Source organism: Conyzicola nivalis, from assembly GCF_040548875.1.
Lineage (GTDB): Bacteria > Actinomycetota > Actinomycetes > Actinomycetales > Microbacteriaceae > Conyzicola > Conyzicola nivalis_A.
Genome location: NZ_JBEPSJ010000001.1, coordinates 1,429,253 through 1,444,280, shown reverse-complemented (window position 1 = coordinate 1,444,280; position 15,028 = coordinate 1,429,253). Strand labels below are relative to the sequence as shown.

21 protein-coding genes are annotated in these 15,028 nt (G+C 70.2%); 9 read left to right on the top strand and 12 right to left on the bottom strand.

Translation table 11 applies throughout. The annotated features are described in order from the left end of the window. Window positions 1–11 precede the first annotated feature (11 nt). Both ABIE21_RS07090 and ABIE21_RS07085 read right to left on the bottom strand, forming a co-directional pair. Entirely contained in the window at window positions 12–776 is a 765-nt protein-coding gene (locus ABIE21_RS07090) for an ABC transporter permease (protein ID WP_354024071.1), read from the bottom strand. Next, window positions 773–1,771, bottom strand: a complete 999-nt coding sequence (locus ABIE21_RS07085) for an ABC transporter ATP-binding protein (protein ID WP_354024070.1) — start codon at window positions 1,769–1,771, stop codon at window positions 773–775. Before ABIE21_RS07085 ends, ABIE21_RS07090 begins: the two co-directional genes overlap by 4 nt. 60 nt (window positions 1,772–1,831) lie before the next feature. On the opposite strand from ABIE21_RS07085, the gene ABIE21_RS07080 reads away from it, so the two are divergent. Next, window positions 1,832–2,794 carry a helix-turn-helix transcriptional regulator gene (locus ABIE21_RS07080; RefSeq protein ID WP_354024069.1) on the top strand — a complete coding sequence of 321 codons (963 nt, stop codon included), beginning with the start codon at window positions 1,832–1,834 and terminating at the stop codon, window positions 2,792–2,794. 21 nt (window positions 2,795–2,815) lie between these two features. Here the strand turns inward: ABIE21_RS07080 and ABIE21_RS07075 are convergent, their stop codons facing one another. After that, window positions 2,816–3,493 (bottom strand): SDR family oxidoreductase, encoded by a 678-nt coding sequence (locus ABIE21_RS07075; protein ID WP_354024068.1) that lies wholly within the window; start codon window positions 3,491–3,493, stop codon window positions 2,816–2,818. 36 nt (window positions 3,494–3,529) lie between these two features. Between ABIE21_RS07075 and ABIE21_RS07070 the strand changes: the two genes are divergently transcribed. From ABIE21_RS07070 to ABIE21_RS07055, 4 genes are all read left to right on the top strand, one after another. Beyond that, window positions 3,530–3,823 (top strand): DUF6412 domain-containing protein, encoded by a 294-nt coding sequence (locus tag ABIE21_RS07070; protein WP_354024067.1) that lies wholly within the window; start codon window positions 3,530–3,532, stop codon window positions 3,821–3,823. Window positions 3,824–3,892: 69 nt separating this feature from the next. After that, entirely contained in the window at window positions 3,893–4,636 is a 744-nt protein-coding gene (locus ABIE21_RS07065) for a YidC/Oxa1 family membrane protein insertase (RefSeq protein WP_354024066.1), read from the top strand. A 116-nt stretch (window positions 4,637–4,752) separates the two neighbouring features. After that, window positions 4,753–5,124: a VOC family protein gene (locus tag ABIE21_RS07060; protein ID WP_354024065.1), complete on the top strand. Its 372-nt coding sequence runs from the start codon at window positions 4,753–4,755 to the stop codon at window positions 5,122–5,124. 85 nt (window positions 5,125–5,209) lie between these two features. Next, on the top strand, window positions 5,210–5,452 hold the full coding sequence (locus ABIE21_RS07055) for a hypothetical protein (RefSeq protein ID WP_354024064.1): 243 nt from the start codon (window positions 5,210–5,212) through the stop codon (window positions 5,450–5,452). On the opposite strand, the gene ABIE21_RS07050 is transcribed toward ABIE21_RS07055, so the two are convergent. Next, window positions 5,388–6,398, bottom strand: a complete 1,011-nt coding sequence (locus ABIE21_RS07050) for an EamA family transporter (RefSeq protein WP_354024063.1) — start codon at window positions 6,396–6,398, stop codon at window positions 5,388–5,390. The genes ABIE21_RS07055 and ABIE21_RS07050 overlap by 65 nt on opposite strands. 104 nt (window positions 6,399–6,502) lie before the next feature. Between ABIE21_RS07050 and ABIE21_RS07045 the strand changes: the two genes are divergently transcribed. Beyond that, window positions 6,503–7,066, top strand: a complete 564-nt coding sequence (locus tag ABIE21_RS07045) for a CGNR zinc finger domain-containing protein (protein WP_354024062.1) — start codon at window positions 6,503–6,505, stop codon at window positions 7,064–7,066. A 3-nt stretch (window positions 7,067–7,069) separates the two neighbouring features. On the opposite strand, the gene ABIE21_RS07040 is transcribed toward ABIE21_RS07045, so the two are convergent. The 6 genes from ABIE21_RS07040 to ABIE21_RS07015 all read right to left on the bottom strand — a co-directional run bounded on the left by ABIE21_RS07040 (window position 7,070) and on the right by ABIE21_RS07015 (window position 11,590). After that, a complete protein-coding gene (locus tag ABIE21_RS07040; protein WP_354024061.1) occupies window positions 7,070–8,002 on the bottom strand; it encodes a hypothetical protein in 933 nt (310 codons plus the stop codon). 38 nt (window positions 8,003–8,040) lie between these two features. After that, window positions 8,041–8,805: a VOC family protein gene (locus ABIE21_RS07035; protein WP_354024060.1), complete on the bottom strand. Its 765-nt coding sequence runs from the start codon at window positions 8,803–8,805 to the stop codon at window positions 8,041–8,043. 2 nt (window positions 8,806–8,807) lie between these two features. Then, on the bottom strand, window positions 8,808–9,290 hold the full coding sequence (locus tag ABIE21_RS07030; RefSeq protein WP_354024059.1) for a pyridoxamine 5'-phosphate oxidase family protein: 483 nt from the start codon (window positions 9,288–9,290) through the stop codon (window positions 8,808–8,810). A 113-nt stretch (window positions 9,291–9,403) separates the two neighbouring features. After that, the gene (locus ABIE21_RS07025) at window positions 9,404–9,907 is read right to left on the bottom strand and encodes a metallophosphoesterase family protein (protein WP_354024058.1); all 504 of its coding nucleotides are present in this window, start codon (window positions 9,905–9,907) and stop codon (window positions 9,404–9,406) included. Continuing rightward, window positions 9,908–10,402, bottom strand: coding sequence for an FBP domain-containing protein (locus tag ABIE21_RS07020; RefSeq protein ID WP_354024057.1), 495 nt, complete (start codon window positions 10,400–10,402; stop codon window positions 9,908–9,910). A gap of 546 nt (window positions 10,403–10,948) precedes the next feature. Then, a complete protein-coding gene (locus tag ABIE21_RS07015; RefSeq protein ID WP_354024056.1) occupies window positions 10,949–11,590 on the bottom strand; it encodes a TetR-like C-terminal domain-containing protein in 642 nt (213 codons plus the stop codon). 213 nt (window positions 11,591–11,803) lie between these two features. On the opposite strand from ABIE21_RS07015, the gene ABIE21_RS07010 reads away from it, so the two are divergent. Next, window positions 11,804–12,106 (top strand): DUF7882 family protein, encoded by a 303-nt coding sequence (locus tag ABIE21_RS07010; RefSeq protein ID WP_354024055.1) that lies wholly within the window; start codon window positions 11,804–11,806, stop codon window positions 12,104–12,106. 13 nt (window positions 12,107–12,119) lie between these two features. On the opposite strand, the gene ABIE21_RS07005 is transcribed toward ABIE21_RS07010, so the two are convergent. After that, window positions 12,120–12,455 carry a hypothetical protein gene (locus ABIE21_RS07005; protein WP_354024054.1) on the bottom strand — a complete coding sequence of 112 codons (336 nt, stop codon included), beginning with the start codon at window positions 12,453–12,455 and terminating at the stop codon, window positions 12,120–12,122. Between the two features lie 152 nt (window positions 12,456–12,607). On the opposite strand from ABIE21_RS07005, the gene ABIE21_RS07000 reads away from it, so the two are divergent. After that, window positions 12,608–14,131, top strand: a complete 1,524-nt coding sequence (locus tag ABIE21_RS07000; protein ID WP_354024053.1) for a DUF7059 domain-containing protein — start codon at window positions 12,608–12,610, stop codon at window positions 14,129–14,131. A gap of 19 nt (window positions 14,132–14,150) precedes the next feature. On the opposite strand, the gene ABIE21_RS06995 is transcribed toward ABIE21_RS07000, so the two are convergent. Further along, a complete protein-coding gene (locus tag ABIE21_RS06995; protein ID WP_354024052.1) occupies window positions 14,151–14,444 on the bottom strand; it encodes a GNAT family N-acetyltransferase in 294 nt (97 codons plus the stop codon). A 102-nt stretch (window positions 14,445–14,546) separates the two neighbouring features. On the opposite strand from ABIE21_RS06995, the gene ABIE21_RS06990 reads away from it, so the two are divergent. Then, window positions 14,547–15,011, top strand: a complete 465-nt coding sequence (locus tag ABIE21_RS06990; protein ID WP_354024051.1) for a VanZ family protein — start codon at window positions 14,547–14,549, stop codon at window positions 15,009–15,011. Window positions 15,012–15,028 lie beyond the last annotated feature (17 nt).

Here is a 15,028-nt window from a genome sequence, read left to right as displayed (position 1 = left end):
CTTCCTCTTCTCTAGTTGCTGCGCTTCATTGCACGGATGCCGACGGCGAGGCCGACGACGGCGAGGATCGCGGCGGCGGCGAAACCCCAGAGCACGCTCGGCGAGCCGAAGTCGCCCGCGAAGAGGGCGCGTTCGGCGTCGACGACGTACCGCACGGGGTTGAGTGCCGCAGCGACCCTCATCCACTCCGGACCATTGTCGAGCGGCAGCAGCAGGCCCGACAAGATCATGAGCGGAAAGATCGTGGCCTGCTGCACGCCCCAGAAGAGCCAGTCGCGGTTGCGGCTGGCGAGCGCCAGCGTGTAGCTGAGCGCACCGAAACCGAGGCCGAACAGCGACAGCAGCACGAGTCCGACGAGCATGCCGGCCAGGTTCACAGTGAACCCGAACGGGATCGTGACGAGAGCGATCACGGCCGCCTGAACGATGATCGGCACCATCTCCTTGAGCGCGCGCCCGATCAGCAGAGACGACCGCGAGAGAGGCGCGACGAGGGTGCGCTCGTGCGAGCCGGTCTGCATCTCGAAGAGCAGGTTCGAGCCCGTCACCCCGACCCCGAACAGGGCGATCATCACGAGCACGCCGGGCACGAACCACTGCAGGGTCTCTCCGGCGGGCTGGTCGGAGCCGCCCACGAGCAACGGGCCGAACAGGCCGAGAAACACGATCGGCTGCAGCAGGCTGAAGATGAGCGAGAACGGGTCACGCACGACCGGCCGCAGTTCGCGGACGGCGACGTTCCAGGTGTCGCGGGCGGGTGATGTCGTGGTGCTCATGCGCTGACCTTCTCTGCTTCTCGTTCTGACGGTGCGGTGGTGGCGTCCTCGCGCAGACTGCGCCCGGTGAGCGACAGGAACACGTCGTCGAGGGTGGGTTGACGCAGCGCGGCGGTGGCGAGGGCGTCGAGCGCCCGCACGACGAGCGGCAGCACACGGTCGCCGTCGGGCACCGTGACGGCGAGGCGGGTGGGGGAGACGACGGATGGCGCGGCCCCGGTGACCCGCTCGAGCGTGGTTCTCGCTGCCGTGGCATCCGTCTCGCTCTGGAAGCCGAGGGTGATGACGTCGCCGGCGAGCGTCGATTTCAACGCGGAGGCCGTGTCGTCGGCGATGACCCTGCCGTGATCCATAACGACGATCCGCTCCGCGAACTGGTCGGCCTCGTCGAGGTAGTGCGTGGTGAGAAAGATCGTGGTGCCGTGCGTGCGCCGCAGGTCGAGGATGTGCTGCCACAGGTTTGCGCGGCTCTGCGGGTCGAGGCCGGTGGACGGCTCGTCGAGAAAGAGGATCTCGGGCGAGTGGATGAGCCCAAGCGCGATGTCGAGCCGCCGCTTCTGGCCGCCGCTGAGTGCGGTCACGGAGCGCTTGGCGAGCGGGGCGAGGTCGAGCGACTCGAGCAGCTCGTCGGCCCTGGCCGCCGCGTGGGCTCGGTTCATGCCGTAGAACGCGCCCTGGCTGACAAGCTCGTCGCGCACTCGTTGGGCGTGGCCCGCGCTGTTGCCCTGGCCGATGTAGCCGATGCGCCGCCGCACCTCCGCCGGGTCGGCGAGCACGTCGAACCCGGCGACCCGCGCGGTTCCGGAGGTCGGCGGCAGGAGGGTGGTGAGCATTCTGAGGCTCGTCGATTTTCCGGCTCCGTTCGGGCCGAGGAAGGCGACGAGCTCGCCGCCCTCGACGTCGAGGTCGAGGTCGGTGACCGCGTCGACGCGTTCGCGTTTCACGGTGAACTGCTTGGTGAGCCCGCGGGCCCTGATCATGGTCGATGTCGTCATGCGGCAAACGTACGACCCAATCAGGTCGCTTTCTGTCCTGATAGTTTGCGAACATGGAGCATGGCCGAAACGACCTCGCGCGTGCTCTCGCTGCTCGCCCTGCTGCAGACCCATCGGCAGTGGAGCGGTCCCGAGCTCGCCCGACGGCTGGAGGTGACGGAGCGCACGCTACGGCGCGACGTCGACCGCCTGCGGGAGCTCGGCTACAGCGTGGAGGCGACTCGCGGGGCCGCCGGCGGCTACCGGCTGGAGGCGGGATCGCAGCTGCCGCCGCTGCTGCTCACCGACGACGAGGCCGTGACGATGGCCATCGGCCTGCGCCTCGCGGCCGGGCTGGGCCTCGCCGATGGCGAGACGACCACCCTGAGCGCCCTCGCGAAGTTCGAGCAGGTGCTGCCAGCCGCGCTGCGCCAGCGGGTCGCCGCCCTCACCGGGCATCTCCAGCCGGCGACACCGCGCGGCGCCGAGGTCTCGACCGAGCTCCTCGGCCAGCTCGCCCTCGCCTGCCGCGACACCGAGCGCATCCGGTTCCACTACGTGGCGGGCGGCGGCCTCGAGTCGGACCGGGTGGTCGAGCCGCACTCGCTCGTGGCGTCGAACGGGCACTGGTTCTTCGTCGCCTGGGACCGGCAGCGCGACGCCTGGCGTACCTTCCGGGTCGACCGCATGAGCCGGTTCTTCGGCACGCGCGTGCACTTCGAGCAGCGTGACCTGCCGGCCGCCGACGCCGCGGAGTTCGTCGCGGTGGCGGTCGGCTCGATCGCCCCGCGGCTCGAGGCGGCGGTGGTGATGCAGCTGCCGCTCGACACGATGCGCGAGTACTTCGGCGCGTGGGCCGAGGGTGCCGTCGCAGCAGGACCGGGGGAGACCCGCTGGCCGTTCGGCGGCCGCAGCTACGAGGAGATGCTGGGCGCGCTCGCCTGGATCCCCGCCGGCGTCGACTACGCGATCGTAGACAACCCCGGATTCGCGGCATTCGCCTCCGAGGCGGGAGCGCGGATGGCGCGGGCGGGGGTTAGCTGACCCGCTCGGCTACAGCCTCGCCTAGTCGACGAGCTCGGCTACCGCCTCGACGATGGACCGGTCGCCGTTGGTGAGCTCCCAGGCGTGGCCCACGGTTCGCGGGTCGTCGATCGCTGCGATCACGGCGGCGGCCACGTCGGCGCGGGAGACGGAGCCGTCTGGAACGGTGTCGCCGACCGTGAAGCGGCCGGTCGCCGCGTCATCCGTCAGAGACCCGGGGCGCAGGATCGTCCAGTTGAGGCCCGAGGCCTCGACCTCCACATCGGCGTCGTGCTTGGCCTGGTAGTAGACGAACATCGAGTTGTCTTCGTCGACCGGGATCGGGCCGCCGGCGTGGATCGCAGATACCATCACGAAGCGTCGCACCCCGGCGGCGCGGGTGGCCTCGAGGGTCTTCACGGCACCGTCGAAGTCGACTGATCGGGTACGCGCGGGGTCGCCTCCGCCCGCGCCGGCCGAGAACACCACGGCGTCGGCGCCGACCAGCACCGCGGCGAGCTGCTCGACCGTCGCGGTCTCCACATCGAGGGCGATGGGGATCGCGCCGAGCTCGGCGAGCTCGTCGAAGCGGTCGGGGTTGCGGAAGATCGCGACGGCGTCGTCACGTCTCGCACGCAGCTGCGTGATGATCTGTCTGGCGACCTTGCCGCTGCCGCCGACGATCGCGACGCGGATGGGCTGGTGCTGTGAACTGGTCATCCCACCAGTCTGCCACCGGCGCGGTAGCCTTGGCAGGTGCGCGTATTGACCGAGAGACTGCTCATGGTTCTCACCATGAGCGTTCTCGTGCTGTCCGTCGCCCAGTCCGAGCCGGCGTCGCTCGTCTTCGCCGGGCTCGCAGCACTCGCGGTCTCCGCGGTTCTCGCCGCGCGCTACGCGGCCGTCGTCATCCGCTCGCACGAGATCGGTGTGGGCGAGCGCGCCCGCGAGCACCGACAGTCGCTCGTGGGTATGCCCGAGCCGCAGCATCCGGACACCGCCGGACGCCCCCGCACCCGAGCCCCCTCGCAGGCCACCGCGGTCGCGTAGTCCTTCGCTGTCGAGCGGATGCGCGGCCACACGGCCCCCATTCACTCCCAACGCGAGGACACCTTCACCGTGGACATCTATACCTTCGGACCCATCGCCGCCGTACTCGACGCCGCCTACGGCGTCGTTGCCGGCCTGCAGCACACTCTCGACCCGATCGCCGGCGGCGCGAGTGCCGCCTTGGCGATCGTCATCATCACTCTCGCCCTGCGCCTGCTGCTCATCCCCGTCGGCGCCTCGCAGGTGCGCGCCGAATTCACCCGGCGTCGTCTCGCGCCGCGCCTGCAGGAACTGCAGAAGAAATACAAGAAGAACCCGGAGCTGCTGCAGAAGAAGATGCTCGAGCTCTACACGAGTGAGAAGGCGAGCCCGATCGCGGGCGTGCTGCCCGCACTCGCACAGGCGCCCGTGCTCTCGATCGTCTACGGGCTGTTCATCCTGCCGACGATCAACGGGCACGACAACGGGCTCCTCGCCGAGAACCTCTTCGGCGCGCCGCTGGCCAGCTCGTTCACGCACCTCCTCACGACCGGGGCGATCGGGCCGGAGCTTCTCGTCTACGCCGCCCTGCTGGTGGTCATCGCTGCCGTGGCGTTCACGTCGCGCCGCGTGGCGCTCGCCTTCAACCGACCGGCGGATGACGCGGCTCCGGCCATGGCGCGGGTGAACTCCGTGCTGAGCTGGCTGCCGTTCATCACCGTGCTCTTCGCCGCGCTCGTGCCACTGGCCGCGACCGTGTACCTCACTGTGACCACCACGTGGACGCTGGTCGAGCGCGCCCTCCTGCGCCGCCACTACGCGCCGGCCGCGTAGCGGCTCGGCTCGCGCCGTCCGGCTCGCGAAGAGTTGCGTCCTCGGGGGTGGACTAATCACCCCCGACCCGGCAATGTGGACAGTGACCACATTGCACTCCACCGAAGGGAACAGTGATGTTCACACCCAGCGGAGCCTTCAGCGGCTTCTCCATCGACGACGCGGCCGCCGCGAAGAAGTTCTACGGCGAGACGCTCGGTCTCGCCGTCACCGAGAACGACATGGGATTCCTCGAGCTCAACCTCGACAGCGGGGCGACGGTGCTCGCCTACGTCAAGCCGGACCACGAGCCAGCATCCTTCACGATCCTCAACTTCGAGGTCGACGACGTCGACTCCGCGGTCGACGACCTGAACTCGCGGGGCGTGAAGACCGACATCTACCCCGGCGTGGGCGACTCCCGCGGAGTGGTGAAGGGCGAGGGGCCTGACATCGCCTGGTTCCGCGACCCGGCGGGCAACGTGCTCTCCGTGCTCTCGACCTCGTAACGGTTCTCAGCGCCGCCGAGCGTCTCATCCTCGTGGGCGATGCTCGTCGGGAGTGGAGTGTCTAGGCTCGTCACGAGGAGGCCGCATGGAGATACTCATCACCGTCGCGCTCGTCAGAGCCGGCATCACCGCGCTGGTCTGGCCCGTGTGGTTCCGGGCCCAGACGCGCGCTCGGCGGCGCAAGGACCCCCGGTACGCGCCGCCGCACCTGATGGGCGTCTTCGACGAGGTGTCCTACCCGTCGGCATACTCGGCGGTGCAGATCATCGACGTGGAGACTCGCGCTCCGGCTCCGGCGCCGCGCCCGGGCGGGCGCCCGAGGCTGTGAGCGGCGCCGCCGGATCGGGCTCGGCGATCAGCTCCGCGGCATCCGTCTTCTCCGACCGCACGAATCCGATGCCGACGAGGATGAGCGCCCCGCCGATGAACTGCGGCAGCGTGAGCTGTTCGCCGAGCAGCAGCCAGGCGTAGAACGTCGCCGCGACGACCTCGAGCAGGCCGGCGAACGATGCGATCCGCGACCCGAGGATCTCGCTCGCGGTGATGCTCGCGGCGTAGGCGATCGCGGTAGAGATCACGCCGACGAGCAGCAGGGGGATCCACCAGGCGACCTCGCTGCCGAACATCGTCACGTCGTCGGCCGAGGTGGTGAACGGCACGATCCCGACAAGGCCGACCAGCCCGAGTGCCGTTCCTCCGATGAGCAGGCCCGCCGCGGCGAGGGCGACGGGCGGCAGCCCCTCGCTGGGCCGTGCGGCGATCACGTAGAAGATCGCGCAGCCGATCATGGCCAGCACCGCGAACCCGAGGCCGATCGGGTCGAAGCTGCCGGCGCCTCCCGGGGAGACGACGAGCACGAGCCCGGCCAGCGCGACGACCGACCCGATGAGGACGACGGCCTTGGGCACATGCCGGGTGATCGCCCAGGCCACGGCGACGAGCAGCAGCGGCGCCATGTACTCGATGAGGATGCCGGTGCCCACCGGGATTCGCTGGATCGCCGCGAAGTACACGAGCTGCGTGCCCGCGACGCCGACGAGCGCCATGCCGAGCACGCGCCACCGCCCGCGCCAGAGCACCGACCAGCGGCCGCGCAGGGTGAAGAGGGCGAACGGCGCGAGCACGATTCCGCCGATGAGCACCCGCACGGTGACCGCCGCCGCGGGGCTCCATCCCGCCTCGAACAGGGGTTTGATGAGCGCGCCCGATGTGCCGAAGGTGGCTGCGGCGATGACCGCGATGACGAGGCCTACGGATGTCGACGGCCGGTTCATAGTGCTCCTGCGGGTGAGGGGTGGATGTCTGGTGAGACCGACGTTAGTGTTGCAGTGAGTAAGGAGTCAACTTGCATTTTGCCCCTGACACAGAAGCCAGTCTGATGTTCGTGGTCGACTTGGCGAACACCGTCGCAGGAGCGACCAGAAGCGGCCGTGACGAGCTCGATTCGCCGCGGGCACTCGGCGACCTCGTGACGTCGAGCGGGTACTCCGGCCGGGTCGACCTCGACGAGGCCGAGCTCGCCGAGGTTCGCGCGATGCGGGAACGACTGAGACGAATCTGGAGCCTCGACCGCGCCGCCGCCGTGGCGGAGGTCAACGACGTACTGGCCAGCGCACGAGCCCTGCCGCAGCTCGTGCGTCACGACGCGCTCGACTGGCACCTGCACGCGACCGACGCGCAGGCGCCGCTCGCCGAGCGCATCGGGGTGGAGGCGGCGCTCGCCTTCGTCGACGTGATCCGCACGAACGAGACCGGACGGCTGCGGCGCTGCGCGGCCGGCGACTGCGACGGGCTGCTGCTCGACCTGTCGCGCAACGCCTCGAAGCGGTTCTGCAGCGTGCGTTGCGGCAACCGCATGAACATGATCGCGTTCCGCGAGCGCGCCCTCGGCGGCGACGGCGGCGAGCCGGGCGCCGGGGACTGGCTCGCAGACCAGGGCTGACGGCTACGGCGAGGGCACGCCGCCGAAGGTGCCGTAGGTGTCGATCGCTCCCTCGGCGCCGACCGCGCGGATGTTGAACTCGAGCACGTAGGCGGAGGCGGTGGCGGCGGTCATTGCCGGGTCGAGGAACCGGGCGGCGATCGCAGCGGCCTCGTCGACCGAGACGCCGTCGACATAGAGCTCGGGGTAGCGCGGTCCCTCGTTCGCCGCTTCCAGCCAGAACTGCCCGCCGGGGTGCGCGCGGGCAGTGTCGGCGATCGCCAGGAGGCCGGCGTTCGTGATCAGTTCGGGCACATCCGCGAGCCTGACCCGGCCGTCGACGGTCGAGAGGTTTCCGCCCTCGGCCCAGAACGGCAGCCTCTCGACGGCATCGAGCGCGGCGCCGAGGTCGGCCGCCTCGGTCACCTGGATCGAGGGCACGCTCATCACCGTCACCGAGGCGACCGAGGGGATCGCCGACACCTCGAGGGCGGCGCGCGCGGCGTCGCCTGCCGAGCCGACCACCTCGGGGTACACGTCGACCCGCAGTCGGTCCGGTGTCGACGAGTCGTCGACGGTCTCGGTGGCGGGAGCGATGGTCACGCGTGCCGCCCAGACCGCGGTGCCCGCGTGCGTCTCCGAGAATTCGCGCGTCGCCTCGGCGACGGCGGCGATGTCGTCCGCGCCGATCAGCGGGTCGACGACCACGTCGAGGTCCATCCCCCAGAGGTCGGCGTCGAGCATGTCGGCGCCCACGTCGTCGGTCTCGTTGTACTGGCCGGCCTCGACGGCCACGACGCCGGGCAGCGCGGCGAGTTCGTACTCCGCCCAGCTCGCGAGGCTGGTGACGCCGTCGGGCGTCGACTGGGCATCGGCGGGCAGGGTGCAGGATGTCACGGCGAGCACCGTGCCGATCGCGACCGCCAGCGCGACACAGGACCTTCGAGATATCGTCACGCCCTCAGGCTAGGCGACTCCATCTCATACCGGCGCCATCACGGCTCCTGCATGATGGCGAACCGGCCTCCGTTCGGGTCGACGGCGTGCGCGATGCGGCCGTACTGGGTCTTCTCCACCTGCTCGAGCATCGTCCCGCCGAGCTCCGTCACGCGCACCGCCGAGTCGTTGGCGTTCTCGACGCCGAAGTAGACGTCCCAGAAGGCCGGCTCGATCTCGGGCAGCTCCGCGGTCGCGTCGTAGATGCCTGCGACGGCGTCGTCTCCCGAGCCGAGCGTCGAGAACCGGAACTCGGGGGTGTCGCCCAGCACCTCGGTCTGCCAGCCGAACACCGTCTCGTAGAACGAGACGGCACGGTCGAAGTCGCGGGTGTGCAGCTCGTGCCAGACGGGCGCGCCCGGGCCGGTCCTCACTTGGAATCCGGAGTGGTTGCCGTTCTGCCATCCGCCGATGCGTGCTCCCGTGGCATCCGTCAGCACGAACCACGTGCCCACCTCGCCGAGATCGCCGCCTGCCACGACCTCGCCACCGTTCGCGCGGGCGGCCTCCTGGGTGGCGGCGGCGTCCGCGACCTCGAGGTAGACGATCCAGGCGTCGTCGCCGGTCGAGTCGTCTGGCCGCGGCATGATCCCCGCCACGGTGTTGCCGTCTCTCGAGAACTCGACGTAGCCGCCATATTCCGGCGGCGACGACTCGGCGTTCCAGCCGAACAGCTCGGTGTAGAAGGCGACGGATGCGTCGATGTCGCGACTCTGCATGTCCATCCAGCGGGGCTGGCCGGTGCGGAAGGTGAGCTCGGCCATGATCAGAGCGCCACCGTGCGGTTCTCGCCGACGTCGGGTGCCGACTTGGTGACCACCGCCTTGGCGATCTCGAAGGCCCGAACGATGCCGGGCTTGTCGCTCGACCAGTACTCGGCGCTGCGGGCGTCGACTCGCAACAGGGCGACCGTCGGGTCTTCCCTGCCGTTCTCGAACCACGCCTCGGCCATGGGGTTCCACAGCTGGTCGATCCGGGTCGGGTTGTGCTCGATCGTGGCGGTGCCCGCGAGCGAGAGGTAGCCCTTGCCGTCTGCGTAGGAGACGTTCACCTCGGGGTTGGCCGCGATGTCGTCGGACTTCGGGCTGGGATCCTGGGTGAAGAACCAGACGGATCCCTCGAACGTGCCATCGAGAACGGCGAGCGGTCGGCTGTGCAGTTCGCCCGTGGTGCTCGTCGTGGTGAGGATGGCCACCTTGGCGGCGTCGATGATCGTGCGGATGGTGTCGAGATCGGTGTCGTCGGACATAGAGAACTCCTTCGGTCGGAGTCCACGCTGGCACCGGGATACGGGGGCTTCAACCCCTCGCGTGTGTCGGCGCGCGGTGCGAGAATGGCGCCCCGGTCACCTCTCGACCGGCCCTACCTCTCGACTGGCACGACGGCGAGCGCGGTGAGCCGGCCGGCATCCGCCACCGCCGTCATCATCGTGGCGACCGGCTGCCGCCGGCGGTCGGTGGGCGAGCCGGGGTTCAGCAGGCGCAGGCCGTTCGGCGTCACCGTGTCCCACGGGATGTGGCTGTGTCCGAAGACGAGCAGGTCGGTGTCGGGGTAGGCCGCGTCGCAGCGCGCCTCGCGGCCCGCGGCGGGGCCGGTCTCGTGCACGACGGCGATGCGGATGCCCTCCACGGCGACGCGGGCGACCTCCGGCAGTCGAGAGCGCAGGTCTGGCCCGTCGTTGTTGCCCCAGACGCCGATGACACTGCTCGCGCGCGCCTCGAGCTCGTCGAGAAGGGAGACGTCGACCCAGTCGCCCGCGTGGATCACCACGTCGGCGTCGTCGACCGCCCGCCACACCCGGTCGGGCAGCGCCCTGGCGCGTTTCGGCACGTGGGTGTCGGCGAGCAGGAGGATGCGCGTCGACATCTAGGCCGTGCGCATGATGTCGGCGGTGAACGCGCGCACCCGCTCGAGCAGGCCCTCGGCGCGGCTCGCCACCATGTCGGCGGGGGACGGGTGCAGCGGCTGGGCGGCGGGCGTGATGCGGATGATGAGCGAGCAGGCGAGGTCGTCGCAGATGTAGGTGCCGATGGTGTTGCCGTTGCGTCCGGCCTCGCCCGCTCGTGGCGCGGAGAACATGGTGACCTGGTGCGAGGGCTGCGGGGTGCGGCAGAGGGCGCACATGGCGGAGATGCCGCGGGTGAGCCCGACCTCGGAGGCGCGCAGGACGATGCCAACGGGAACGTCGCCCGACCAGTGCACCAGGTAGCCGCGGAGCCGGGACTGCGGGTCGCGCCAGCCGAGGTACTCGCGGCTGTCCCACAGGACCTCGTGCAGGCCGGGCAGCGGGATGCGGTCGATCTCGCCGCGGGTGGCGTTGACGAAGCTGGAACGGATGTCGGTCTCGCTGAGCGGCTTCACGATCTCCTCGGGGGCTCGACGGTCGATTCAGCGTACCTCGCCCTCCGGGGGTCGCCGCTAGATGCCGCGCTCGACCATGTCGAGCAGCCGCTGGGTGGCGCCGTCGATGCGGCTTGCCGTCTGCCTTTCTCGGCGCTCGCCGCTTGCCGCTCGGCGCTCGCCGCTCACCGCTCGCCGCTCGGCGCTGGACGCTCACCGCTCGCCGCTGGCCGCTCACCGCTCGCCGCTGGCCGCTCACCGCTCGCCGCTCGCCGCTCACCGCTCACCGCTCGGCGCTCGGCGCTGGGTGGCCAGTTGTGGCGGGAGTCGGGCGGTCCAAAGGTGCAGAAGTGGCCACCCAGGTCGCGGGTGCGGGGGTCGTGGGTACGTCGGTTGTTCGACTCGGCGCTGGGTGGCCAGTTGTGGCGGGAGTCGGGCGGTCCAAAGGTACAGAAATGACCACCCAGCCGCCCAGCCACCCAGCCGCCCAGTCAGCCAGCGAGCGAGCCAGCCCGCGCCAGCCAGCGACAGAGGCCCGCAAGGGACCTCGCCCTCCCGGGGTCGCCGCTAGATGCCGCGCTCGACCATGTCGAGCAGCCGCTGGGTGGCGCCGTCGATCATCTCCTCGGTGAGGCCGCGCAGGGGGCCGTCGATCACGAGCATGCCGAGGCCGTGGACCGCCGACCAGGCGAGCAGCTCGGCGCCCTGGCGGCGCTCGGGAGGGAGCACGCCGGTGCTCTCGAGCTCGTCGAGGCTGGCGCTCAGCACCTGCAGGGGCGTGAGCCCTGCCACGCCGGCCTTGCTCGCGTCGCCGGAACGGGCGAGGTCGTCGGGAACCGAGAACGCGGTGCGGAACAGCCCGGGCTCCTCCCGAGCGAACCGCAGGTATCCGAGGCCCACTGCCCGCAACCGACGCCGGGCGTCGGCGGCGGGGTCTTCGGTCGAGGCCACCGCCTCCACCTCCCGCACCATGGAGTCGGCGGCGAGGCCGAGGGCCGCATCCGACACCGCGGTGAGCAGTGCGTTGCGGTCGGAGAAGTGTCGGTACGCGGCGTTGGGGGATACCCCGACCTGTCTGGTCGACTCGCGCAGCACCACGGCTGCCGGCCCCCCTGCCCTGGCCAGCTCCAGTCCGGCGGCGAGCAACGCCTGCCGTAGATCTCCGTGACGGTAGGTGTCGCGGAGGGGGGTGGCGTTGCTGGTAGTCAAGCGGGCTCCTGGCGCGTGGTGCGATCTGATCTTGTTCACAGTGTACACATCACCGAGACCGCACCAGCGCGGAACGATACTCGCCGAGCGCGAGCCGCACCACCCCCGAGCCCCAAAAATGAGACAACGTATTTTTTGAGCGTATGCTCACGCCAAGCGGTGCACGGTTGTGCGTGCCTGCGTGTAGTACGGAGTGTGGAAAGCGGGGGCATCGTGGGAACGCTGGTTTACGGCAACGCCAATCTGGAAATCGAGTTCGACGATCGGGTGCTCGCGCACCTGCAGGCGGTGATCGTCGCAAAGCTGCGACGGGACGAGGGGTTCCTCTTCTCCTGGAAGGACGCGCCCGGTGTCGGAGACGGCAGGAGCTGCATCTGGATGCACCGCTCGATCCCGCTCTACTTCAACTATCCGAGCGCCCAGCCGCCCGCCGTGAACCGTCTCTGGCTGGAGGCCCTCACGATCAGCGCGAACAGCCCGGGCGGGCTGCGCATCGTCGAGGAGCCGGAGGGCTGAGCGAACCGCCCGTCTACTCGTAGTCGTCGTGGCCGGCGAAGTAGTCGACGAACTGCTGCTGCGTCGTGGCCCGATGGGCGGCGACCTTGCGTGCTCGATTGCGCAGGTCCGCCACGAGCACGTCGTCGACGGGCCCTGTCAGCTCCGACTCCTCGGTCACACTGGCGAACTGGCTCGCCGGGCTGACGAGCAGCGTCGCCGTACCGGTGGTGCCGGAGCCCAGCACCACGGGGATCTCGATGATGTCGGCCCTGCCGTCCTTGGCGAGAGCCTCGGCGAACTCGAGCACGGCCTGGGCGATCGAGTCGCCGGTGAGAACCGAACCACTGGGGTAGAAGACACGGCGCATGGTCACAACCTCCGGCGTCTGGGGGCGAACACGTCGCGCACATCCGCCTATCGTGCGTTAAGAGTAGGTCGCGCCCGGCGCGCCGATGCGGGGGTTGACCCGCACCGAGGCGTGCTCGAAAATCGTGCGCCCGGTCACACCCCGTCGCCGACATGAGGTTGAATGTCGCAGTGACCTCCGACCTCATCTCCGCGCTCCGCGACGACCTTTTCACCGCCGACTACACGGCTGAGACGGTCGACGCGTTGTGGGGCGCGGACGCCGCGGCCGCACTGCGCCGCGGTCAGCGCGAACCCGCGCGCCGGGCCGTCGACGGCGCGAACGGTGTGGCCGTCGTGGCCGGAGCGTTCGTGCTGGGCCTCCCCGTCGACGCCGCACGGCTCGGAGAGGCACTGCCACGGCTGGGGCTCGACGGCGCGGTCTCGCTCGGACTCGTCTCCGTCGACGGCGGCACGGCGACACCGCTGCTCGACCTGCGCCCACACGCCTTCATCGACTCGCTCGGACCGGGCAGCTGGTGGATCGCCTCCGACCTGGGCGAGGCGGCCCTGCGCACGGCGATCCCCGAGAACCACGTGCTCGGCGTCGGGGGAGCGTCGACGACCCTCGCCGGTCTCATGATCGGCACGAGGGTCGGCAGCGTGCTCGACCTCGGCACCGGCTGCGGCATCCAGGCGCTGCACGCCGCCCGCCACGCGAAACGCGTCGTGGCCACCGACATCTCGCAGCGTGCCCTCGAACTCGCCGCGTTCAACGCCGAGCTGAACGGCGTCACGAGCATCGAGTTCCGGCTCGGCAGCCTGTTCGAGCCCGTCGACGCCGAGACATTCGACCAGATCGTCTCCAACCCGCCCTTCGTGATCACCCCGCGCGGCGACGGTGTGCCGTCATACGAGTACCGCGACGGCGGCCTCGTGGGTGATGCCCTGGTCGCATCCGTCATCGCGGGAGCCGCCGACCGCCTCGCTCCAGGCGGCGTCGCCCAGCTGCTCGGAAACTGGGAATACCGCGACGGCGTCGACGCGTTCGACCGCGTCGGGGTCTGGCTCGACGGCACGGGACTCGATGCGTGGATCGTCGAGCGCGAGGTCCAGGACGCGGCGCTCTACGCCGAGACGTGGATCCGCGACGGCGGCACCCTGCCGCGCACCGACGAGTACGACCGGCTCTACGCCGCCTGGCTCGACGACTTCGCCGCACGCGGCGTCACCGCCATCGGCTTCGGCTACATCACTCTGCGCCGGCCGCTCGACGGCGCCCCCACGCTCCGCAGGCTCGAACGCCTGCCCGGAGCGCTGGGGCACAACGCGACCGGACTCGGCGGCCACATCGCCGCGACGCTCGCCGCGCACGACACGCTGACACGACTGACGGATGCGGCCCTGGTCGCCTCGACCTTCGTCGCGGCCGGCGACGTGACCGAGGAGCGCCACTACTGGCCGGGCGACGAGCACCCCACCGTGATGGACCTGCGCCAGGGCGGCGGCTTCGGCCGCACCTTCCCGCTCGGCACCGCCCTCGCCGCGGTCGTCGGCGCCTGCGACGGGGAGCTGCCGCTCGGCGCGATCTGCTCCGCCGTCGCCCACCTGCTCGAGGTCGACGAAGACGAGCTCCTCGCCGAAGTCGTGCCCGGCGTGCGCGAGCTCGTCACCACGGGCTTCCTCGTGGTCGCGTAGCGGGCTGGTCAGAGCCCGGTCAGCGCGTGGGCGCGTCGACGAAGTCGTCGAGCTCCGGATGCTTCGTCAGCCACTTCTCGACCATGGGGCATTCGCCCACGATGCGCTTGCCCGCGGCGCGCGCGTCGGAGACCGCCGCTTCGACGAGCCGGGTGGCGTAGCCGCGCCCGCCGAACTCCGGCTCGACGACGGTGTGTGTGAATACGCGCTGGTCGTCGACGTCGCGGTACTGGGCATAGCCGATCACCTCGTCGTCGAGAGTGAGGGTGAAGCGGGATTCCTCGGGCACGTGGGCGATCTGCGGTGTCTCCATACAACCATCCTGCCTCGCGTCGGGCGATCGCGCAGGGGTGTTCACACCCCGCACCCACTGTTCTCCCACGTTGCGCCCGGTCGAGCCTGAGAGGATCTACGGGTGTTCCGACGCCATCCCCTCCTCAGCCTGCTGACGGTGGCGTATCTCGGAGGACTCGTCTGGATTACCCTCACCCCCTCGTCGGACGACTTCCGGGCCGACTCGGTGGTCTACGTGCTGCTCGACATCTTCCAGTCGAACGCGAGCACCGCCTGGCTGAACTACAACATCGTGGAGTTCGCCGCCAACGTGATCCTGTTCGTGCCCATGGGCGTCTTCGTCGTCCTGCTCTTCGGGCGCCGCCTGTGGTGGGCGGGAATCGGAGCGGGAGTGCTCGCCGCCTGCTGGATCGAGCTCGCCCAGGGCATCTGGTTCGCCTACCGCGTCACCGACATGCGCGACATCGCCTCGAACACGCTCGGGACGGTGCTGGGCGTGATGCTCGCCCTGCTCATCACCTGGCCCGCGGCGAATCGGCATCGCGCACTGGTCGCCGCGCGCGCGGCCCGTCAGGCGAGCGCCTAGCCCGACGTGGGCGAAGA